At 58.8% G+C, this 21504-nt stretch carries 20 protein-coding genes; 4 read left to right on the forward strand and 16 right to left on the reverse strand.

The features are described from left to right. Positions 1 to 51 precede the first annotated feature (51 nt). From IEW09_RS10025 to IEW09_RS10045, 5 genes are all read right to left on the reverse strand, one after another. Positions 52 to 2400 (reverse strand): PASTA domain-containing penicillin-binding protein, encoded by a 2349-nt coding sequence (locus IEW09_RS10025; protein ID WP_188554003.1) that lies wholly within the window; start codon positions 2398 to 2400, stop codon positions 52 to 54. 48 nt (positions 2401 to 2448) lie between these two features. After that, positions 2449 to 2973: an FtsB/FtsL family cell division protein gene (locus IEW09_RS10030; RefSeq protein WP_188554004.1), complete on the reverse strand. Its 525-nt coding sequence runs from the start codon at positions 2971 to 2973 to the stop codon at positions 2449 to 2451. A gap of 218 nt (positions 2974 to 3191) precedes the next feature. Then, the gene (rsmH, locus tag IEW09_RS10035) at positions 3192 to 4118 is read right to left on the reverse strand and encodes a 16S rRNA (cytosine(1402)-N(4))-methyltransferase RsmH (RefSeq protein WP_373282806.1); all 927 of its coding nucleotides are present in this window, start codon (positions 4116 to 4118) and stop codon (positions 3192 to 3194) included. 7 nt (positions 4119 to 4125) lie between these two features. Further along, complete coding sequence (locus IEW09_RS10040) at positions 4126 to 4566, reverse strand: division/cell wall cluster transcriptional repressor MraZ (RefSeq protein WP_188554005.1); 441 nt, start codon at positions 4564 to 4566, stop codon at positions 4126 to 4128. Positions 4567 to 4954: 388 nt separating this feature from the next. Continuing rightward, entirely contained in the window at positions 4955 to 5488 is a 534-nt protein-coding gene (locus IEW09_RS10045; RefSeq protein ID WP_188554006.1) for a DUF2127 domain-containing protein, read from the reverse strand. A gap of 164 nt (positions 5489 to 5652) precedes the next feature. On the opposite strand from IEW09_RS10045, the gene IEW09_RS10050 reads away from it, so the two are divergent. Together IEW09_RS10050 and IEW09_RS10055 are read left to right on the forward strand one after the other, a co-directional pair. Beyond that, a complete protein-coding gene (locus tag IEW09_RS10050) occupies positions 5653 to 6210 on the forward strand; it encodes a fasciclin domain-containing protein (protein WP_188554007.1) in 558 nt (185 codons plus the stop codon). Between the two features lie 94 nt (positions 6211 to 6304). Then, positions 6305 to 6814: an SRPBCC family protein gene (locus tag IEW09_RS10055; RefSeq protein ID WP_229739221.1), complete on the forward strand. Its 510-nt coding sequence runs from the start codon at positions 6305 to 6307 to the stop codon at positions 6812 to 6814. Between the two features lie 52 nt (positions 6815 to 6866). On the opposite strand, the gene dxs is transcribed toward IEW09_RS10055, so the two are convergent. Together dxs and pgeF are read right to left on the reverse strand one after the other, a co-directional pair. Further along, complete coding sequence (dxs, locus tag IEW09_RS10060; protein WP_188554008.1) at positions 6867 to 8765, reverse strand: 1-deoxy-D-xylulose-5-phosphate synthase; 1899 nt, start codon at positions 8763 to 8765, stop codon at positions 6867 to 6869. Between the two features lie 171 nt (positions 8766 to 8936). Continuing rightward, entirely contained in the window at positions 8937 to 9785 is an 849-nt protein-coding gene (gene pgeF, locus IEW09_RS10065; RefSeq protein ID WP_188554009.1) for a peptidoglycan editing factor PgeF, read from the reverse strand. Between the two features lie 135 nt (positions 9786 to 9920). Here pgeF and aroE point away from each other — a divergent pair, with 135 nt between their 5' ends. Beyond that, positions 9921 to 11507, forward strand: a complete 1587-nt coding sequence (aroE, locus tag IEW09_RS10070) for a shikimate dehydrogenase (RefSeq protein WP_229739222.1) — start codon at positions 9921 to 9923, stop codon at positions 11505 to 11507. Positions 11508 to 11583: 76 nt separating this feature from the next. On the opposite strand, the gene atpC is transcribed toward aroE, so the two are convergent. The 9 genes from atpC to hfq form a co-directional block, all read right to left on the reverse strand. Next, the gene (gene atpC, locus IEW09_RS10075; RefSeq protein ID WP_188554011.1) at positions 11584 to 12018 is read right to left on the reverse strand and encodes an ATP synthase F1 subunit epsilon; all 435 of its coding nucleotides are present in this window, start codon (positions 12016 to 12018) and stop codon (positions 11584 to 11586) included. Positions 12019 to 12020: 2 nt separating this feature from the next. Then, the gene (atpD, locus tag IEW09_RS10080; RefSeq protein WP_188554012.1) at positions 12021 to 13463 is read right to left on the reverse strand and encodes a F0F1 ATP synthase subunit beta; all 1443 of its coding nucleotides are present in this window, start codon (positions 13461 to 13463) and stop codon (positions 12021 to 12023) included. A 30-nt stretch (positions 13464 to 13493) separates the two neighbouring features. Next, positions 13494 to 14585 carry a F0F1 ATP synthase subunit gamma gene (locus IEW09_RS10085; RefSeq protein ID WP_188554013.1) on the reverse strand — a complete coding sequence of 364 codons (1092 nt, stop codon included), beginning with the start codon at positions 14583 to 14585 and terminating at the stop codon, positions 13494 to 13496. A gap of 2 nt (positions 14586 to 14587) precedes the next feature. After that, complete coding sequence (atpA, locus tag IEW09_RS10090; RefSeq protein ID WP_188554014.1) at positions 14588 to 16135, reverse strand: F0F1 ATP synthase subunit alpha; 1548 nt, start codon at positions 16133 to 16135, stop codon at positions 14588 to 14590. A gap of 58 nt (positions 16136 to 16193) precedes the next feature. After that, the gene (atpH, locus tag IEW09_RS10095; RefSeq protein ID WP_188554015.1) at positions 16194 to 16733 is read right to left on the reverse strand and encodes an ATP synthase F1 subunit delta; all 540 of its coding nucleotides are present in this window, start codon (positions 16731 to 16733) and stop codon (positions 16194 to 16196) included. Further along, the gene (locus IEW09_RS10100) at positions 16733 to 17449 is read right to left on the reverse strand and encodes a F0F1 ATP synthase subunit B (protein ID WP_188554016.1); all 717 of its coding nucleotides are present in this window, start codon (positions 17447 to 17449) and stop codon (positions 16733 to 16735) included. The genes atpH and IEW09_RS10100 overlap by 1 nt, the downstream gene beginning before the upstream one ends. A 23-nt stretch (positions 17450 to 17472) precedes the next feature. Continuing rightward, positions 17473 to 17943, reverse strand: a complete 471-nt coding sequence (locus IEW09_RS10105; protein ID WP_188554017.1) for a F0F1 ATP synthase subunit B — start codon at positions 17941 to 17943, stop codon at positions 17473 to 17475. Between the two features lie 344 nt (positions 17944 to 18287). Further along, the gene (gene hflX / locus IEW09_RS10110; protein ID WP_188554408.1) at positions 18288 to 19670 is read right to left on the reverse strand and encodes a GTPase HflX; all 1383 of its coding nucleotides are present in this window, start codon (positions 19668 to 19670) and stop codon (positions 18288 to 18290) included. A gap of 74 nt (positions 19671 to 19744) precedes the next feature. Further along, the gene (gene hfq, locus IEW09_RS10115; RefSeq protein WP_188554018.1) at positions 19745 to 20080 is read right to left on the reverse strand and encodes an RNA chaperone Hfq; all 336 of its coding nucleotides are present in this window, start codon (positions 20078 to 20080) and stop codon (positions 19745 to 19747) included. 258 nt (positions 20081 to 20338) lie between these two features. Between hfq and IEW09_RS10120 the strand changes: the two genes are divergently transcribed. After that, on the forward strand, positions 20339 to 21502 hold the full coding sequence (locus tag IEW09_RS10120) for a DegT/DnrJ/EryC1/StrS family aminotransferase (RefSeq protein WP_229739223.1): 1164 nt from the start codon (positions 20339 to 20341) through the stop codon (positions 21500 to 21502). Positions 21503 to 21504 lie beyond the last annotated feature (2 nt).

Raw genomic sequence — 21504 nt, forward strand, 5'->3', positions numbered from 1 at the left:
AGAACATGTTCTGCTCGATCTTCTTTACTGCGTAAATCTGCTCTATTTTCTTTACCGCGTAAACCGAACCACGATCTCCGTCCCACTCGGCACCATCGTCCCCGCCGCCGGAACCTGCTCCCGCGCCAGACCGCTGCCTACCGGCTTCACTCGCAACCCAACCGCATCTGCCTGTTCCACCGCCGCACGCAGTCCAACTCCAGTAAACGAAGGCACAGCCACGCGCTTGCTCGCATCCACCGTAACGCCGCTGCCGCTCTTCGCCTGAGCCGGTGGCGCCGTATTCGCCGGAGTCAGATGAGCCGCCTCACCCGCCGCCGTGTCCGGCATCGAAGAACTCGTTCCTCCGTTCGCCTTGAACGCCGACAACACCTTTGCCGGCAGCAGCCCCATTACTCCCGGCGATTTGTCCTTCGCAGAGGCCTTCGCCGCAGCAACCGCAGCCTTATCATCCGCACTCGCCTGTGGCGCAGTGACAGCCGCCGGATTCCGCAGCGGATCATCCGCAGGCAGATTGTTCGCATCATCGAACATCGATGTCAGATCCGTCGTGCTGTCCGCTGGACTATCGTCAACCAAATCCTTCGCCGTCAGCATCGGCTCAGCCTTCTTCGCCTTCAGCGGCTGATCGTGCGGCACTCCCAGATACTCGAGCACCTGCTGCGCCACCTCCGCAAACACAGGCGCGCTCACCGCCGCACCATACTTGCTCGGCCCCGCCGTCGGATTATCAATTACAACCGTCACCGAAATCGCCGGATTGCTCACCGGCGCAAATCCCGCAAAGCTCGCAACCAGCTTCGTATGCGAGTACGTGTGCGTCGCCGGATCGATCTTCTGCGCCGTACCCGTCTTTCCCGCCGAGCTATACCCATTCAACGCCGCAGCCTTGCCCGTTCCCTCTTCGACAATGCCCTGCATCATCTTCCGCATCTTCGCCGAGCTCAACTCCGAGATCACGCGATGCGCCCCATCCGGCAGCGGATCAGGCAGCTCGTTCTCAGGATGAAACGCCACCGGCTTCAATCGCGGATCGCCCTTCATCGCGTCAGTCGAGCTCAGCAGAATATGCGGAGGCAGATACATTCCTCCATTCGCAATTGTGCTAACCATGGTTACAAGTTGAATCGGCGTTACACCAACCTCCTGCCCGATCGCCAGCGACAAAATACTCGTCGATCCCCACCGTCTCGGCGGACGCAGCAGCCCGCGCGTCTCGCTCGGCAGCTCAATGCCCGTGCGCTCGCCAAACCCATACGCCTTCATATAGTGGTAGAACTTGTCCGGCCCCAGCTTCAGCGCCATCTTCGCCGCGCCCACGTCGCTCGACCGCTCCAGCGCATACTGCACAGTGATCTTGCCTAGCCCTCGGTCCGATACGTCGTCATGCAACGTACGCCCATACATCGTCATCTGGCCGCCCTGGCAATCCACAATGTCAGTCGGCTCCACACCCGCGCCATCAATTGCGGCAGAGTACGTCACCAGCTTGAACGTCGAGCCCGGCTCATACACATCGCTCACCGCCAGGTCCGTCAACGATCCCGGCTGCATGTGCCGCGAATCGTTCGGATTAAATCGCGGAGAGATCGCCAGCGCCAGTATCTGCCCGGTGTGCGGGTCCTGCACCACCACCGTTCCGTGCAGCGCCTTCACCTTCGCCATCTGCTCATCCAGCGCCTTCTCTGCGATGTACTGGATGTTCGCGTCAATCGTCAGCAAAAGATTCTCGCCCGGCAGCGGCTGGCTCTCTTCGCTTCCCAGCACATGGCGTCTCGCGTCCAGCGCGGTCAGCATATGCCCCGGCGTGCCATGCATGTCGTCGTCAAACTCCAGCTCCAGCCCGCCCAAACCCTCGTCGTCGGTGCCGACATAACCCAGCACCTGCGCCGCCAGATCGTTGTTCGGATAGAACCGCTTGAACTCCTTCTGAATGTACACACCCTTCAGATTCAGCTCTTGCACCCGCTTCGATGTCTCCGGATCGAGCTTTCGCGCTACCCAGGCAAAATTTCTCGAAGCATTCAGTCTGGCCAATATCCGGTTCTCCGACGTATAGCTGTCCGCCGGATCGGAATGCACAATCTGCGACAGCAGATGCGCCGCATTTTCCTTGTTATCACCCAGCTCCGAAGGCACCGCGTATACGCTGTCCACCAGCACTGTCATCGCCAGCTCGCGCAGATTGCGGTCGTACAACATCCCGCGCCGCGGAGCCACCTCAAACGTCCTCTGCTGCTGCTGTGCCGCACGGCGTACAAATTCAGAGTGACGCACCACCTGCACCCACCCCAGCCGCAGCACAATCAATCCCACCCAGAAGCAGAAAAAAAGCGTCACGTAGACGAAACGGATTCTCCGTATCGGAGCCGTCAACGTCTGCCGTGGCGCCTGCTTCATACTTCTGTTAACTCCCGCTCCGTCTACCTCTAATTGCTTATCTCTATCCTACTGCCCCATCAAGCGGGGAGCGCGGGCCTGTGCCATCACCGGAACATTCGAGTCGCTGCCATCCTGACGAATCACCTGACCGGGCTGAGGAGCGTCCAGACCAAGCTGCTTGGCAATCCGGTCAATCCGCTCCGGGTCGGTCAGCTCAGCCTCCGACAGGCGAAGCTGCCGGTTCTGCTCGCTCAGATGTTCGACCTGCACCTTCTGCGCCTCGATGTTGTAGCCCATCTCGATCGCCGAAAAGTGCTGCCACACATAGACCATCACCAGCACGAACAAAATGCTCGTCACCGCCGCAAACGTGCGCATCTCGCGCTTCCGCTCCGGGTCGTCAGCCTTCACGATGCGGCTGTTGTCGATGTGCTTGGTGAAAAAAACCTCGGGCGTAGGGCCGCGTCGCGCTCTCCGCTGCGCCTCATACAGCTCACGGTTCCGCTCGGCCAGGGTCGCCGCGCGCCCCTGCGACTGCCGCCGCGTGCCCATCATCTCGATCTGTTGTCCTGCCATCGCCGTTGCTGCCATAGCGCACCTCTTCTGCTCTTACCTGCCCGACTTCTTTATGTCCGGGCTGAATTCTTTGCCATCTCTTCAAAACGTACGAACCGGGCCGGGGTTGCTATTTGAAGGAAGGGACTTTTTGTTACAAGTTGTCTTTCGCCTGAAAGAAGGTAGGACAACCCCGACCCGATCACTTGCCGTTACCCATCTGGCACGTCCTCCCAAACAAGCAACTAAACCTGTTACTTAATCTTCTCCGCCGCCCGCATCTTTGCACTTCTTGCTCGCGGGTTTCTCATCTCTTCCTGCTCACCGGCTACAACCGGCTTCTTCGTCAAAACCTCAAACACCTTGTCCCGGCCAGCCTCACGGAACGCATCCTTCACCAGCCGGTCCTCCAACGAGTGGAAGCTGATCAACACCAGCCTTCCTCCCGGCTTCAGCAGAGACGGCGCGCTCTTAAGCAGCGTCCTGATCTCTCCCAGCTCATCATTCACTCGAATCCGAAGCGCCTGAAAGGTCCGTGTAGCGGGGTGAATCTTGTCGCCTTTCATTGATGGGGCCGCGGCCGATACCACTCTGGCTAACTCCGCCGTCGTTGTAATCGGCCGGGCCCTCACAATGGCTCTGGCGATTCTCCGCGACCTCCTTTCCTCTCCGAATTCGTAAATCAGGTCGGCGAGCTCGTTTTCGTCCTCCTGATTTACCACTTGCTCGGCCGTCTCCCCACTGCGCGTATCCATCCGCATGTCTAGTGGACCGTCCGACCGAAAACTGAATCCTCTGTACGCCTCGTCCAGTTGCAAACTGCTCACGCCAAAATCAGCGAGCAGGCCATCCAGACTCCCTGGCTTAATCAGGCTCGAAGCCTCCGAAAACGCCCTCGGCTCAAAAACCACCTCCGGCATCTCGCTGCCAATCTCGGCTCTTACTTCTTCAAGCCTCGCCTTGGCTGCCTCCATCGCCTGCGGGTCGCGATCAAAGCAGATCAATCTGCCCTTCGCGCCCAGCCTCTTCGCAATCTGCGAAGAATGCCCAGCCAGCCCCAGTGTTGCGTCTACATAAACGCCGCCGGGCCGCACATTCAAATACTCCAAAGCTTCATCTAAAAGAACCGGCACATGCTGCTGTTTCCGCACCACGCGCTCTCCCTGGGGAGCCTCATCCATCTGCTGCCTACAATCCAAACTCTGACAACGCCATCTGATCCGCTTCCGTCATCGGGGCCGCTTCCATCTCAGCCTTGAACGAATCGTGGTTCACCACTTCAAGGAACGTCTGTACGCCGAACACAACTACCTCGCCCGTCACCTTCGCCGTCTCCCGCAGCAACTGCGGAATCAGCACCCGGCCCTGCGCGTCCATCTCTGCCATCTGTCCGTAGTAGTTCGTCACGTCCAGAAACTTCTTCTTTGCCGGGTTCATGGAAGGGATCGCGGCCAGCTTCTCCTCGATCTTTTCCCACTCCTTCAGCGGATAGATCTCAGCCCGCTTCCCATCCTTGCTGGTGATATAGAACTGCGGTCCATACAGCTCATCCACACGGCGCTTGAACTCGGCAGGCAGTTTTAATCTGCCTTTCTCGTCAACGCGTGTTGGGTGATTTCCGCGAAACATATCAACCTCGATACCGGCCCTGCTCAAATCTCTTCTCGAAGCAGCTCAGCAGAGTAGAATTTCTTCAGATCGTGCTCAAGTTCAACCCGTTTGGACCACTTTCTACCACTCCGCTCCACCATCCTTACCCAGTGACTACGTGCTGTAAAGCACTAAATTGCGCAAAATACTGCATTTCCCACAATGGGATGTGGAAAACTCAGCCATTTGTGGTTATTGAGAAATAAACCACTATATGTAGTGTTGGTTTGGCTGGTTCATACCTCGAACGACACTTGCAGACCCAAAATTCATCTGCTAAGGCGAATCAAAAGCGAAGAAACCACTAAACTCAGCTTTTATAGGTTACACGATGAGAACCGTAACCGGTAAAAACAATATTCTCCGGTTACATCTCCATCTTTGAAGCTTCAGGCTTCTTTCGCCGTAGCAGCCACACCAGGTAAGCGAGCACGGCCAGATTGATCAACAGCAGGCTCAACCGAAACCAGTTTGGCCGCCGTGCCAGTTCATACAGCTCCCAAGGGAGAAACGAGATAGTAAGGATCAGCGTGAGATATTCCGCCCACACCTTCTCCAATACAAGCCCCACGCCTTCCGTCAGTGCCACCGCGGAATAAGCGAATGTTCCCAAGCTGATCAGCTTGAGCCGATGCACATCAATCAGATCAACCTTGTTCAGCAATAGGGAGACAAACCGGCTCTCCGGATCGAACTTCAGCGCCACGGCTACGCGCATCACCACATCGCCAAGGTCTTTGTGCAGCAGATGAATCGCGCCCATGCCGATACAGAAAAAAAAGATCGACTTTCCCAGCTTGAACAACCCGATCAGCAACAACCCGCGATCATGCGCCTTGTGCTGCGTATGTCTTGGCACCGTCACCAGGTTTCGTTGCGCGGATTCGCTCTGCGTCGCCATGTGATTTCAAGTTGACGGGGATACACCACAATTGTCAACGCGCCAGCTTTTTGCTCTTTCCCGAAATTTCCGCAATCCACTCCACGTCTGCCGACGTAGATGAAAGTGAGCGCTCTGAACAAAAGACAAGATTCAGGAATTCAAAAGGATAAAGGACACCATCTATGAAGAAGACCATTCTCGCCGTTATGGCCGCAGCAGCTTTGGCTATGACCTCTTTCAGCGCATCGGCTCAGATGAAGGACCCAGATGTCGGCGGCGCTGCCATGTCTCCACAGAAGACCATCGTAGAGAACGCCCTCAACTCGCCGATTCACACCACGCTCGTCGCTGCCGTCAAGGCTGCAGGTCTGGTGGATACGCTCAACGGCCCCGGGCCCTTCACCGTCTTCGCGCCTACCAATGAAGCCTTCGACAAGCTGCCTGCGGGAACGGTCGACACCCTCGTTAAGCCGGAGAACAAGGCCACCCTCACCAAGATCCTCACCTATCACGTCGTTCCGGGCCGCGTCAGCTCAAAGCAACTGATGAAGATGATCAAAAAGGGCAATGGCAAGGCCACGCTAAAGACCGTGCAGGGTGAAGACATTACCGCCACCATGTCCGACGGCAAGATCATGCTCACCGATGCCAAGGGCGGCATGGCTACTGTCACTACAGCCGATGTCTTCCAGTCCAACGGCGTCATTCATGTCATCGACACCGTTCTTATGCCCAACTAATGACGCATGACAAACGCAGTACGTCCAACTGTAATTCCGGGGTGCCCCGAACGGGCACCTCGCTTTTTGCATCCACTACACTAGCGAGCAACGCATGGCTGCAATGCACACCTTTCACTCCCGGCAATGGCTCGCTCTTCCCACAGAGCTTGTCTTTGCCTTCTTTGCTAACCCGGCCAACCTTCCTCTTCTTATGCCGGATTGGCAGCAGGCTCGCATCGAAGAAGCTTCCATCGTCGCTCCGCCCATTTCGCCGCACGCTATCTCCACGCCGGTAGCTGGCGCGGGCACGCGGCTTACCTTGAGCTTCCGCCCCTTCCCTTTCTCACCTGTTCGACTGCAATGGCAAGCTGAGATCGATTCTTTCGTCTGGAACTCTCACTTCTCCGATAAGCAACTTCGTGGCCCCTTCGACTACTGGCATCACACTCACAAGGTCACACACGAGACTCGCAACAGCGAAGACGGAACGCTGCTCGAAGACGAGATTCAATACCGGCTTCCCTTTGGAAGATTCGGCAACCTGGCCTCTCCACTGATTGCCATGCAGCTCCGCCAAACCTTCGACTATCGGCACCGCCGCACGCTCGAACTGCTCGCATAAAAAGCGATCGACCGCATCGAGCGGCCCATCGCTTTCTCACGAAACAAAAACTCTACGAGTGCTTCGCCAGAATCTGTTCCATCATCTTGCTCAGATAAGGTCTCGCCTTCTCGAGCGCAGCCTCGGCAGTCAGGCCATACTTCGCGCGCAATGCCTCGACCTTTCCATGCTCGATAAACTCGTCCGGCCAGCCCACCCGGACAACCGGAACCTGCACTTCGAGCGTATTCAGCGTTTCCAATACAGCAGAGCCAAAGCCTCCCGCCAGCACATGGTCTTCGAGCGTAATCACCAATCCGCAGCGCTCGCCGAACTTCGCGACGCACTCGCGGTCAACCGGCTTGGCAAATCGTGGATTGATCACCGCAGCGGAGAACCCCTCCCGCTCCAGCATCTCCGCCAGTCGCACAGCCTCAGGCAGCATCGCACCCAGGCCGAAGATGGCAACATCGGCGCGCCCTGAATCGCGAATGACCTCGGCCTTGCCAATCTCAATCGCTACCGGCTGAGCTTTGACAGCAACCCCCGGCCCGGTTCCACGCGGATACCGAATCGCCGACGGCCCCTCGTGCAGCATCGCCGTGTACATCATGTCGGCCAACTCGTCCTCGTCCTTCGGAACCATATGGATGAGATTGGGCACGCTGCGCAGATAGCTAATATCGAAGAGCCCATGATGCGTCGGGCCATCGTCGCCGCTCAGTCCCCCACGATCCATGCAGAAGACCACCGGCAGATTCTGCAGGCAGACGTCATGCACAATCGGATCGAACGCCCGCTGCAAGAAGGTCGAGTAGATCGCGCAGAAGGGCTTGTACCCTTTGGTTGCCATTCCTGCCGCAAAGATCACGGCATGCTCTTCGGCAATACCTACGTCGAAGTAGCGCTTCGGGTGATAGGGCCGGAACAGATCGAGCGCCGTGCCGTTCGGCATCGCCGCTGTGATGGCAACCACCTTCTCGTTCTTGTCCGCCAGCTTCGTCAGCGACTCGGCAAATATCTCGGAGTAGGTCTTCTGCCCCGCAGACTTGGTCTCGCCTGTCTCCGCGTCATACGGCCCCAGGCCATGAAACTTCTTCTGCTTCTCGAGCGCAGGCTGAAAGCCTCTGCCCTTTTGAGTGATCGCATGAAGCACGACGGGGCGGTTCTGCGTCTTCAGAAATTTGAAGGTCTCAATCAGCAGCGGCAGATTGTGTCCGTCGAGCGGGCCAAAGTAGCTCAGCCCAAACTCCTCGAACAACATGCCCGGCCCAATCAGGCCCTTGGCTGCTTCTTCTGCCTTACGGACGACGTGCCGCGCCGTCTTGCCGCCATATTTCTCGAGCAGGCCAGCCGCGCGGTCATGCAAGCTCGACACGGTGGGATTGGTCACGATCTTGTGGAAGTACTCCGCGATGGCGCCGACGTTCTTGTCGATCGACCAGGCGTTATCGTTCAGCACGATGATCATCCGGCGCGTCTGCGCAGCGATGTTGTTCAGCGCCTCAAACGAGATGCCGTTGGTAAATGCCGCATCCCCGGCGAGCGCGATGATGTGTTCCTTGCCACCGGACATATCTCGCGCCACGGCCATTCCTAGTGCCGCACTCAGCGCGGTTCCGGCATGGCCCGCGCCGTAGCTGTCGTGCTCGCTCTCGGTGCGGAGCATAAAGCCGTTCAGGCCGCCCGGCTGACGAATCGTATGAAATAACTTCTCACGCCCGGTCAGCAGCTTGTGCACATAGGCCTGGTGGCTGACGTCGAAGACAAAGCTGTCATTGGGGGTGTCGAACACATAGTGCATCGCCAGGGTCAACTCGACGACGCCGAGATTCGGTCCGATATGGCCGCCGGTTTTGGCGACGCCGACGATCAGGCGTTCACGAATCTCCTCCGCCAACTCCGTCAGTTGCGGAATTGTCAGCTTCTTTACATCGGCTGGGGAGTGGATCGTCTCAAGAAGGTTGCTCATCCAAAACCTATTCTGCGAGGCCGCTCATCGAGCGCGGCGGCCTGCCAGGACACATAGACACAAACACATAGAACCTACCGCAAGACTAGCTCGCCTTAACTGCGGTAGCCCTTAAGTATATCAACCCCTTAGACACGAAAAAGACTCCGCCGGGGTGTCTCGTACCCAAACCTAAACTACGCCGATTACGCTCATCATCCGGCCAGTAAACCCGTGTTCGTCACGATGCGAGAAGTACTTTCTCTCTCCATCGGAGCGCGCACAGGCCGTACACTCGCCGAGCACCGTGATCTTCTCCGCCGGAACTCCGGCATCGAGCAATTGTCGCCGGTTCGCCTGCCAAAGGTCGAGATGCATCTGGTCGCCCACTGTGGAGAACAGAGCATCCGCATAGTTGAACTGCGACCCGAACTCCGTACGCACCTCTTCGCCCACGGCATAACAGCAAGCGCCAATCGAAGGACCGACAGCGGCCACTAAATCCTCAGGGCGCGATCCGTACTCCTTTTGCATAGTTGCGATACCCTTCTCCACGATCCGCGCCACTGTGCCCCTCCAGCCCGCGTGAATCGCAGCCACGACACGCTTGTTTACATCTGCGATCAGTACCGGGACGCAATCCGCTGTCTGTACGCCAAGCATGAGTCCGGGCAGGTCCGTTACTGCGCCGTCACCTTCGAGTACGGCTTTTCCGTCAGCGGTCTGGAGTTTTCCTTCCGAGGCACCATCATTTTTCCGGATTGGCAGAATCAGTGCCGAGTGAATTTGCCTGAATGTGACCGTCTGAAGGTCGCGGCCCTCAGGCTCATTTCCTTGTGCCGCCTGATAAAAGAGCCGCCGATTCTCCGCGACCAGCGCCGGATCGTCATCCTTTGTCCATCCCAGATTTAGCGAATTACTCCCGTAAACCGTTGAAACGCCACCCTGTCGGGTGCTGAACCCGTGCCGCAGCCACTTATAAGAGCTCCACGATGCCACTTGCTCGATGCCAACTGTAAGCCCTTTATTTACAATGCTCATAGACCTAACTTTTTCCCGTCTCCAACGTCCAAGTTCCCAGCCAGCAGGCAAAGATAACCCCTTGCTTTTTCAACAAAAGTTGCATCCTGCCCCATCGCACTGTAATATACCGCGATTGTAGACATGAGAGTGAATGTGCCCACAGTAGCCCCCCAATTTCTCCGCTCCCGTATCGGCAAAGTCTGCGTAGCCATCACTGGCACCACACCCGCCGAGATGCTTGAAAAAGCCACCGCCGTCGTCAAAGACACTCCCTTCATCGAGTTTCGTCTCGATTATCTCGAAAAACCGCTCGCCGCACTGCCGAAGTTCAAGCACTTCTTCACCGAAAACACCGCCGCCACAGGCATTGCGACCTGTCGACGCTCAGCGAACGGTGGAAAATTTACCGGTACCCTCGCTGCCGAGCTTGAAATTCTTATCAAAGCAGCCAGCAGCGGTTTCCATATCGTCGATCTCGAGCTTGAATCGGCAGAATCGCTGAAAAAGGCCGACTATCAAAAGCTGCGCGACACTGGCGTCGCTGTCATCGTCAGCTATCACGACTTCTCAGCCACGAAGGATCTTGAGGGCATCTATCAGCGCATCCAGCCCTTCCATCCTGACTTTTACAAGATTGTCCCAACCGCCAAAGCCCTTACCGACAATGTGACTCTGATGCGCTTTATCGAGCATATGGAGGACCACTCGAACATCATCGGTATCTGCATGGGCGATGCGGGAATTATCTCGCGCGTGCTCGGCGTTCGCGCGGGTAGCGCCTTTACGTTTGCCGCCGCCACGACCGGCGAAGAGACCGGCCCCGGCCAGATCGCCGCTCGCACGCTGATCGATACCTACCGCATTGAGCAGGTCGATGCAGCCACCAAGGTTTACGGTGTTGCGGGCAATCCGATTCGCAGCTCACTCTCCCCTGCCATGATGAATGCGGCCTTTCGCCGCGAGACGGTGAATGCTGTCTATCTTGCGCTTCAGACACATAAGCTGGCTGACCTGCTCAAGCTGGTCAATGAGATCCCAATTCAAGGGCTCAGCGTGACCATGCCACTAAAGCAGGAGATTATGGCGCATCTCGAAAAGACCGATCCGCTTTCAACCAAGATCGGTGCCTGCAATACCGTGTTGCGGGCGCAGGATGGCAAGCTCTACGGATTCAATACCGATGTTGCCGGTATCGTTGGCCCGCTCGAAAAGCGGTTGTCGTTGCGCGGCACGAAGGTTCTGGTTCTGGGTGCAGGCGGAGCCGCACGAGCTGCGGTGTTCGGGGTTCGGGATAAGGGAGCCGATGTGTTCATCCTGAACCGTACACCGGAGACAGCGCAGAAGCTGGCACGCCAGTCGGGATCGAAGACGATCAAGAAAGATGCGCTGGCTAAGACCTCTTTCGATGTGATCATCAATGCGACGCCACTCGGCATGGCCGGGCAAAAAGGGACGCAGATGCTGGAGGCGAAGGACCTGAATGCGAAGCTGGTCTTCGATTTGGTCTACAACCCGATTGAGACTCCGCTGATCCGGCTGGCCCGGCAGCAGAGCATTCCGATCATTACCGGCGTCGAGATGTTTGTGCAGCAGGGAGCAAGGCAGTTCGAGATCTGGACGGGAAAACCTGCGCCGGAGGAAGAGATGCTCCGCGTCGTCATCCATGCGCTGCGACAGCAGGCTGAGGCTGCTCCCGAGGCTCCCGAGCCAGCGGCAAAGCCCAAGGCCAAGAGGAAATAGTTCTAAAGCCTGGTTGTTTGAAAAGAAAAAAGCCACCTCAAACGAGGTGGCTTTTTTGATTAGGTTGAAAAGTGGATTAGTGGCTCTTGCCTTCGGCTGAGGCCAGCTTCTCCTCTGCCTTACGAGTGACGGCGTTGGCTTCGTCGTATTTGTCGCCTTCGTCGCCTGCGGCCTGCCAGAGTTTTTCGCCCTCCTGAAGCTCCTGCAATGCTTCATTGCGGTCGATCTCGTTGGGATGAAGAGCTGTCTCAGCCAGAATCGTCACACGCTCCGGCAGAACCTCGACAAAGCCCCAGGCCACGAAGAACTTCTGGTCGCCAGAGGTGCCTCCGTGAAGACGAACCTCGCCAGCGCCAAGTTCGGCGAGCAAGGGAGCGGCTCCGTAGAGCGCCTCCAGGTAGCCGGACATCGAGGGAAGCTCCACTGCATTCGCCGTTGCGTCGAGCAGGACGCGGTCCGGCGTTACCAGCCTGACCGTCAACAATCCCGAGTTGGTGTTTGTGTCTGCCATGGTTATGCGGTCTGCTTCATCTTCTCTGCGGCGGCCAACACATCTTCGATGCCGCCCTTGAGGTAGAAGGCCTGCTCAGGAATATCGTCGTGCTTGCCTTCGATGATCTCCTTGAAGCTGCGGATGGTGTCCTCGACCTTGACGTAAGCGCCGGGGATGCCGGTGAAGATTTCCGCAACATGGAAGGGCTGCGACAGGAAGCGCTGCACCTTGCGGGCGCGGGCCACTGTGATCTTGTCCTCTTCCGAGAGCTCGTCGATACCAAGGATGGCGATGATGTCCTGCAGGTCCTTGTAGCGCTGAAGGATGCGCTTAACGCCCTGGGCGACATCGTAGTGCTCTTGACCGACGATGCGAGCAGAGAGAATACGGGAGGTCGAGGTCAGCGGATCGACGGCGGGATAGATACCAAGCTCTGACAAGGGACGCGAGAGAAGCATGGTCGCATCGAGGTGAGCAAAGGTGGTCGCCGGCGCGGGATCGGTGATGTCGTCGGCGGGCACATAGATGGCCTGAACCGAGGTGACGGAGCCCTTCTTGGTCGAGGTGATACGCTCTTGCAGCTCGCCCATCTCGGTGGCGAGGTTCGGCTGATAACCTACGGCCGAAGGCATACGGCCGAGCAGCGTGGAGACCTCGGAGCCGGCCTGCGTGAAGCGGAAGATGTTGTCGATGAAGAGCAGCGTGTCCGCACCTTCTTCGTCGCGGAAGTACTCGGCGACGGTGAGGCCGGTGAGGGCGACGCGCAGACGCGCCCCCGGCGGCTCGGTCATCTGGCCGTAGATCAGTGCGGCCTTGGACTTGTTGAAGTCATGCGGATCGATAACGCCCGACTCCTGGAACTCGTGCCAGAGGTCGTTGCCCTCGCGAGTGCGCTCGCCGACTCCGGCAAATACGGAGAAGCCGCCGTGCTTGGAGGCGACGTTGTTGATCAGCTCCTGAATGACGACGGTCTTGCCGACTCCGGCGCCGCCGAAGAGGCCGATCTTGCCGCCCTTCAAGAAGGGCAGGATCAGGTCGACGACCTTGATGCCGGTCTCGAACATCTCTTCCGAGGTGGACTGCTCGTCGAAGGCCGGGGCTTGGCGGTGAATGGGGCGATGTTCCTTGGCGTTGACCGGACCGAGCTCGTCGACCGGCTGGCCAAGCACGTTGAGCACACGGCCCAGCGTCTCGCGGCCCACGGGAACGGTGATGCCCGCGCCGGTGTCGATGGCCTTCATGCCGCGAACCATGCCCTCGGTGGCAACCATCGCGATGCAGCGCACACGGCCTTCGCCGAGATGCTGTTGCACTTCGACGACAACGTCGAGCGGCTGGGGTACGTCGAAGCCATCGCTGACGATGCGCAGCGCCTGGAAGATAGGCGGCATATGCGCTTCGTCGAATTGAACGTCAACGGCCGGGCCGCTGATCGAGATTACTTTTCCAATATTCTCTGCCATAAGTCTCTTTCGTCTCGCAGTTGTTCTGTTTTACAGAGCGGCTGCGCCACTCACAATCTCAATAATTTCCTTGGTAATTGCCGCCTGACGCACACGGTTCATCGTGAGCGAGAGGGCGTCGATCATATCGCCTGCGTTGCTGGTTGCCGAATCCATCGCCGTCATGCGGGCGGCATGCTCTGCCGCAACCGACTCCAGCAGCGCATGGAAGATCTGCGTGGTGACGTAGCGCGGCATCAGGTGACGGAACAGACGCTCCGGCTCCTGATCGAAGATGTAGTCCACCTCGGCGGTGCCGAACTTCTTTGCCTCGGCATCGAGCGCCGACTCGCCTTGGTCGGTGATGGTGATGCCCGAGGTGCGTGCCGCATGGGCAGCGGCATCGCGCTGCTCTTCGCTCATGACCTCGGCCACGGTGATCTCGTGCGAACCGAGCTTGCGGATGGGCAACAGCTTTTCGACGACGACGCGCTGCGAGATGACCGACTTGAACTCGTTATAGACGACGTAGACCGAGTCAATCTCCGAGCGCGTGTAGCGATCGATGATGGAGTGGGCCATGTCCGAGACTTCGTCGATCTCGATCTTGAGCAGCATCGTGGGATGCTCTGCGGCGATTTCGATAGGAGCGGCGCGATGACGAATCACCTCGAAGTGAGTGGCGAGATCGTTGTCGTAGTGCTCTTCCTTCTTCTCGTAGTTCGCTGCCGGATAGCGCTTGCGGAACATATCGCGCGCCTTGCGTCCGATGGGCTCGACGTCGATGGTCTGGCCCTCGGCGCGGCGAGAGTCGATGAAGCCCTGCGCTGCCTTGACGATGTTGGAGTTGAAGGCACCGGCGAAGCCCTTGTCTCCGGCGACGACAACGACGAGAACGTTCTTCTCTTCACGCTCGACCAGGAGCGGATGAATTACATTGCCGGTCTGCGCATTGTAGAGATCGGTGCGTCGCACCAGCGACTCCAGAACGTTCGACAGCATCTGCGCATAGGGCCGCGCCAGCATGGCACGCTCTTGCGCACGGCGCAGCTTGGCCGCCGACACCATCTTCATGGCCTTGGTGATCTGCCGCGTGTTCTTCACACTGCGGATGCGACGCCGTAAATCGAGAACGTTTGCCATGGTTATTTAGCCGCGACCGCTTCCTTCTTGTCCTTGAGCCCGGCGAGGAAGTTCGACTTGTAATCCTTGATGGCTGCGGTGAGGCGAGCCTTGATGTCGTCGTCGAGCGCCTTCTTGGTAGCGATATCGGTGAGGATAGAGGCCTGTGCCGACTCAAGGTACGGATAGAAGCCGTCCTCAAAAGCACGAAGGTCCTTCACCTCGACATCGTCGAGCAGGCCGTTGACACCGGCAAAGAGAATCGCCACCTGCTTCTCAGCCGAGAGCGGATGGAACTGCGGCTGCTTGAGCAGCTCGGTCAAACGCTGGCCGCGGCTCAACTGCTGCTGCGTGACCTTGTCGAGGTCGGAGCCAAACTGCGCGAATGCGGCGAGCTCGCGATACTGAGCGAGGTCGAGCTTCAGTGTCGAACCTACCTGCTTGGTCGCCTTGATGGCCGCGGCGAATCCTACGCGCGAGACCGAGAGGCCGACGTTGACGGCGGGACGGACGCCCGAGTTGAAGAGGTCGGTCTCAAGGAAGATCTGACCGTCGGTGATGGAGATGACGTTGGTCGGAATATACGCCGAGACGTCGCCTGCCTGAGTTTCGATGATGGGCAGCGCGGTGAGCGAACCGCCACCGAGCTTGTCGGAGACCTTGGAGCTGCGCTCGAGCAGACGCGAGTGGAGATAGAAGACGTCGCCGGGGTAGGCCTCGCGTCCTGGCGGACGGCGGAGCAGCAGCGAGATTTCGCGGTAGCTGGCGGCGTGCTTCGAGAGGTCGTCGTAGATGACCAGAGCGTGCTTGCCGTTGTCGCGGAAGTATTCGCCCATGGCGGTCGCGGCGAAGGGAGCAAGATACTGCATCGGAGCAGGCTCGGAGGCGGTCGCAGCGACGACGATGGTGTAAGCCATCGCACCGTACTCTTCGAGCGTCTGTACCACCTGTGCGACGGACGAGCGCTTCTGGCCGACGGCGCAGTAGATGCAGATGAGGTTGTTCTTGGCCGAGTTGATGATGGTGTCGAGCGCGATGGCGGTCTTACCGGTCTGACGGTCGCCGATGAGCAGCTCGCGCTGGCCGCGGCCGATGGGGATCATCGTGTCGATGGCCTTGATACCCGTGGCCATGGGCTCGTGAACCGACTGGCGATCGATAACGCCGGGAGCGAGGCGCTCGACGGGAAAATACGTGTCGGTGTTAATGGGCCCTTTATCGTCGATGGGCTCGCCGAGCGCGTTGACGACGCGGCCAATCAGGGCTTCGCCGACGGGCACGGACATGATGCGGCCAGTGCGCTTGACCTCGTCGCCTTCCTTGATCTCGGTGTAGTCGCCGAGCAGCACGGCTCCGACCTGGTCTTCGTCGAGGTTCATCGCGAGACCGGCTACGCCGTGGGGGAACTCGATCAGCTCACCGGCCATGACCTTGTCGAGGCCGTGGACGCGGGCGATACCGTCGCCGAGCGAGATGACTGTGCCGACCTCGTCGACCTGGATGCGCTGCTCGTAGTTCTCAATCTGCTGGCGAAGCAGCTCTGTTATCTCATCAGCCTTAATCTTTGCCATGTCTTCCTTCTACTCGATTCGTTTCAATCTCAAAATTTTGGTGTGATGCGGGAGAAACTCAGGCGTTTACCAGCTTTTGCTTCAGCTGCTGGAACTGGCCCCGGAGCGAGCCGTCGTAGACCGTCGATCCGATGCGCACCACAGCCCCGCCCAGCAATGTAGCATCCTGACGGTACGATGCGCGAACGCGCCCTCCCGCCACCTTGGCAACCTGCGCCTCAAGTTGAGCGCGATCCTCGTCATTCAGAGGATGCGCGCTGGTGATCTCGGCTTCCGCAAGGCCCAACTGCTCATCGGCGATCTCGTGATACTCGACGAGAATCTCATCCAGCTCGTCGAGACGCTGGTGATCCACAATGACCGCAATAAAGTTGCGAACCTGCGGAATCATGCCGATGCGGCCGGCGATAGCGTCGAGAACCTTCAACTTCTGCTCGCCGGGAATGGAGGGGTTGATCAGGACCTCGCGCAACTCATGGCTTCCAGCCAGAGTGTCGCTGAAGTCGTGCAACTGCTGCTGAACGGCGTTGGTGTCGAGACGGTTGGATGCGGCTACCGAAGCGAATGCGTGGGCGTAGCGAAGGGTGAGCGCAGACATTAGTTTTCGCCGCCCTTCGTCGTATCGCTGGAGAGGCGACGGGCAAAGTCCTGCACCAGCAGACGGTCGGTCTCGGCCGTAACTACCAGCTTGCGGGCTGCCTGCTCAATAGCCAGATCGGCAGCGTATTGCTGAAGCTGCTTGCGAGCCTGAACTGTAGCGGCAGCGATCTCCTGCTCCGCCGACTTGAGAATCTTTTGCTTCTCGTCTTCAACGGCAGCCTTGATACGCTGCTCGTCGAGCGCAGCATCTTTTTCCGCCTGGGCGCGCATGGCAGCAATCTGCTCGTCGAGCTTGCCAAGGCGGCTCTCGACGCTGTTCAGGCGGGCACTGGCCTCTTCCGTCGCAGCGCGGGCATCGACAAGGTGCTTCTGAATGGCAGAGCTGCGATCGCGGAAGGTCTTGGGCAGCGTCTTGAGCAGAAACCAGCCGACCAGAATGGCGAGGACGATAAAGTTGAGGACGGTAAAGGCAGTCGCTGCCTGCTCCGCATTCATGCCCAGCTTTGCGCCAAGAGCGCGCACCGCGGCAGAGTGGCGGTACTCGTCATTCTCGTCCTTCTCCTGCTGGTTCTTCTCAGGAGACTGGGCCTCGGGGGTGCTCATGCGGCCGCTATCCGACTCGACAGCTACGTTGGCCTGCTGCTGAGCAACGACATGGCAAACAGGAGCGAAGAGAAACGCCGCCAGAAGAAAGGCAGGAAAGAACTTTTTCATTGCGGAGAATTTCTTAGAAAATCTCACCGGGTTACCTCTTCCGGCTGCGTCACACCGACGGGCAGCATTGCGGCAAGGATGCGGGAGCTGAGCTCGGCGCTCGTCGTGTCGATCTGCGTCCGGGCAGTAGCCGCGCTCTGCTCGATCTCCTGCTTGGCTGCAAGGATACGCTGCTGGGTGGCCTGTCGAACCTGTTCAATGGCGGCCTCGCGCTCCGCATTCCACTGCTTCAGCTTCTGATCGCGAGCCTGGAAGATCTCGGCCTTCGCCTTGCGCAGCTTGTCCTCATAGACAGTGGTCTCGGCCTCGGCAGCGGCGATGGCGCCTCGTGCCTGCTCCACCGCGCCTGTGGTGCGCTTGCGACGCTCAGCAAGAAGACGGTCCAGCGGACGACGCACCAGCAGGCCATAGGAGATGACCAGCAGGATAAAAAGAATCATGGTCGGCACAGAGCCGAGCACAAGTCCACCGAGTTGATTGAGTATTTCTTCCATTGAATAGGGGTCGCAGCAGCCGTTCAGAAAGTTCGTTCGCAGCCGAGTTCACACACTTATCTTGTTCAACCTACGTCGAGTGTGTGGCTTAACTTGCTAGATGCGATACATCTAGTTCTAGCAAAGCGTTTACAACAGTGTCAAACTAAACGCGCACAATCGATTTGCTTCGGTAACCGCACAAGCTGCAAGGGCTATCGGCCTCTTTTTCGCCAAAAATCTTTCTTTGACTTTTGTGGGGAAGGGGCTAAACTGGAAGATACCACCCGGACCCTATATTCTGGGTCACATAGGTCGCGTGATTGGGACACCACCTCCGCTCCCGTTCAGGCGACCTATGCTAGTTAAGAGCGCTCCCGAAATCTGCTGAACCGATTGAGCAGCGATGCCGGGCCGCGTGCCGTGACGTAAACCAGGTTCCCTTCGAACTGCTTCTTCTCAAGAACAGCCCCAGCCTCCAACGCAGCCAGGATGGCTCCTTCCGATTGCGGCAGGCGGAATTTCACTCGAATCAGAGGATCGACGACCAGTGCTTCGTCGATGGCCGCCAGCAGCTCGTCAAGCCCCATTTTTTTCAATCCTGAGACGGCAAGGCCGCCGGTCAGATGGCTGCGCTGCTCATTGGGCAAAAGGTCAACCTTATTCAACACCTCGATGACCGGTTTTCTGGTGACATCAAGCTCGCCCAGCACCTTTTCCACCTGCGCCTTTTGCTCGTCCATCATGAGGCTGGAGGCGTCACGGACATGCAGCAGAATCTCGGCACGCTCGACCTCTTCGAGCGTGGCGCGGAAGCTGGTCACCAGCGTGTGCGGCAGGTTGCGGATAAAACCTACCGTGTCCGATAGCAGGATCTTGCGCCGCGACGGAAGCTGCAACTGGCGCAGCTTGGGGTCGAGCGTAGCGAACATGCGCGACGATTCCAGTACGCCTGCCTCGGTCAGTGCGTTGAAGAGTGTGCTCTTTCCCGCGTTCGTATAGCCGACCAGCGCCACGACAGGCACCGGCACCGCCTCCCTGCGCTGGCGCTGCTGGCGGCGAATCCGGCGCACCGATTCGAGCTGCTCCTTTACGTGGTCTATACGCAGATTGATCTTGCGGCGGTCGGTCTCGAGCTGGGTCTCGCCCGGACCTCGGGTGCCGATGCCGCCGCCAAGCTGCGACATGGCCTTGCCTCGGCCAGCGAGCCGGGGAAGTTGATACTCCAACTGCGCCAGTTCCACCTGCAACTGGCCTTCGCGGGTGCGGGCATGGCGCGCAAAGATGTCGAGGATCAATTGCGTCCGGTCGATGACGCGACAGGGGAGCTTGGCTTCGAGATTGCGTAGCTGCGACGGCGTCAGATCGTGGTCGAAGAGCACAAGATCGGCGCCTGTCGAGGCAATAACGCCCTCGATCTCCTCCAACTTGCCCTGTCCTACGAGCGTGGCCGGATCGGGCCGCGGACGACGCTGCACCAATGTCGAAGCCACCTCAGCCCCGGCGCTTCGGGCAAGCTCTTCAAACTCTGCCAGGGAGGCGTCAAAGTCGAGATCGACAGCGCGCGCCAAAGGCTCTGTCGCGGCGGCGGTTTGATCGTGTCCAGACTCTGCCGAAACGGCTGCTGCCTTGCGGGCGAGCTGTGCCGCAGAGGTGAGCTTGCGCCACTCGCCGGTAAACTCCACTGCGACCAATACAGCCCGCTCGGCGTTCTGCCCCCAGCCCTGCGAGCTGCGCGCAGCAGCCATCGCAGCCTCCTGCGCGGCAACGAGACTACGCCGCGCAGGCCGGGCTGCGACCGCATTCTGACTACTGGTTTTGATCAACGACTAACGGCACCCTGGGTTCCGGTCGCTTCAGACGATGGTGCACTGGCGACCGGTGACGGATGAGGTATCGACGCCCGCACATCGGACTTATTGTCCGAGCGCAGTTCGAGATGAGCGCCTGCACGGCCACTTACCACCGTAGAAATGGCGTGTTTGAAGATGAGCTGTTCCTGGCTGTTGTTTTCCAACAACACCGAGTATTTATCGAACGACCGTATCTTGCCGGTCAGCTTGACACCGCTTACCAGATAGATCGTAATGGGGCTCTTATCTTTCCGAACCGTGTTGAGAAAAGTGTCCTGAATGTTCTGTGCCGGCTTTGAGTCCATGAGGCCGATCTCCTTTAGCTTGAGCTAAATTTGTGTTCCCGTAAAAATTCCGCCATACCGCATTTACTTCAGCAATAAACCCCAACCTTCGTAGCAGCCGGGACTGAAGCCAAGATTGTGAAACCATACGACCATCTACCGCATTTTTCAAGCGGCACGGCCTAGTGTTCTGTGGACACACTAGGCCGTGCCGAGTCTATTAGACGCAGCGGAGGGGAAAATGGACGCCTCACCCTTGCACACTTTCTGCGATATACCATGACAGAAGTGACTCATAACTCCCAACCGGTTCCCATGCTGGACTTCTCCCGCCAATTTGCCGGGATTCGCCAGGAGGTCCTTTCCGCTCTTGAGAGCGTCTGCGACTCGCAACAATTCATCCTCGGCCCCGAGGTAGCACACTTCGAACGAGATGCCGCGGCGGCCTGCGCCGCCCCCTACGCCATTGGCTGCGCCAGCGGAACCGATGCCCTGTGGCTGGCCATGGCCGCCGCTGGAATCGGTCCCGGAGATGCCGTCGTCACTACGCCGTTCAGCTTTTTTGCCACGGTCAGCTCCATCCTGCGCTGCGGAGCGCAACCTCTTCTTGCTGATATCGATCCTGTTACCTTCAACCTCTCGCCCGGTGCGGTCGAAGAGGTGCTGCAATCGAGCGCCGGTAAGACGGTCAAAGCGATCCTCCCCGTCCACCTGTACGGCCAGTGCGCCGACTGGGATGCCTTCAGCGATCTGAAGCAGCGTCACAACCTGCTGCTCATCGAGGATGCTGCCCAGGCTTTTGGGGCGGCATGGAACGGCACCCCTGCCGGAGCGCTCGGCGACCTGTCAGCATTCAGCTTCTACCCCACCAAGAACCTCAGCGCCTTTGGCGATGCGGGCCTGCTGACGACTCTCTCGGCCGAGTACGACGAGCGCGCGCGGATGCTGCGCGCTCATGGAATGCGTCGCCGCTACTTCCACGATGAGGTGGGCTGGAACTCGCGGCTGGACACGCTGCAGGCTGCCGTGCTCAGCATCAAGCTGCGCCATCTGCCTGCGTGGAACCAACAGCGCAGGGACCGCGCGGCTCGCTACGACCAGCTATTTCGCGGGGCTGGGCTTGCCGCTGCGAACACGACGGAAGGCATCGTGCTGCCTATCACCGATCCTCGCGCGACGCCGGTCTTTCACCAGTACGTTATTCGCGCCCCCCGACGCGATGCACTGCGCGAATACCTTACAGAGCGCAGGATTGGCAGCGAGATCTATTACCCGCTGCCGCTGCATCTGCAGACAAGCCTCCACGAACTGGGCTACCAGCGCGGAGACTTCCCTGCCAGCGAAGCCGCTGCCGCCGAAGTCCTTGCATTGCCTATTTATCCCGAGCTGCGCGATGACGAGCAGCAGACAGTGGTGGAAGCCATCGCCGCGTTTTACGCGTAGCA

The organism is Edaphobacter dinghuensis, assembly GCF_014640335.1.
GTDB classification, from domain to species: Bacteria; Acidobacteriota; Terriglobia; order Terriglobales; family Acidobacteriaceae; genus Edaphobacter; species Edaphobacter dinghuensis.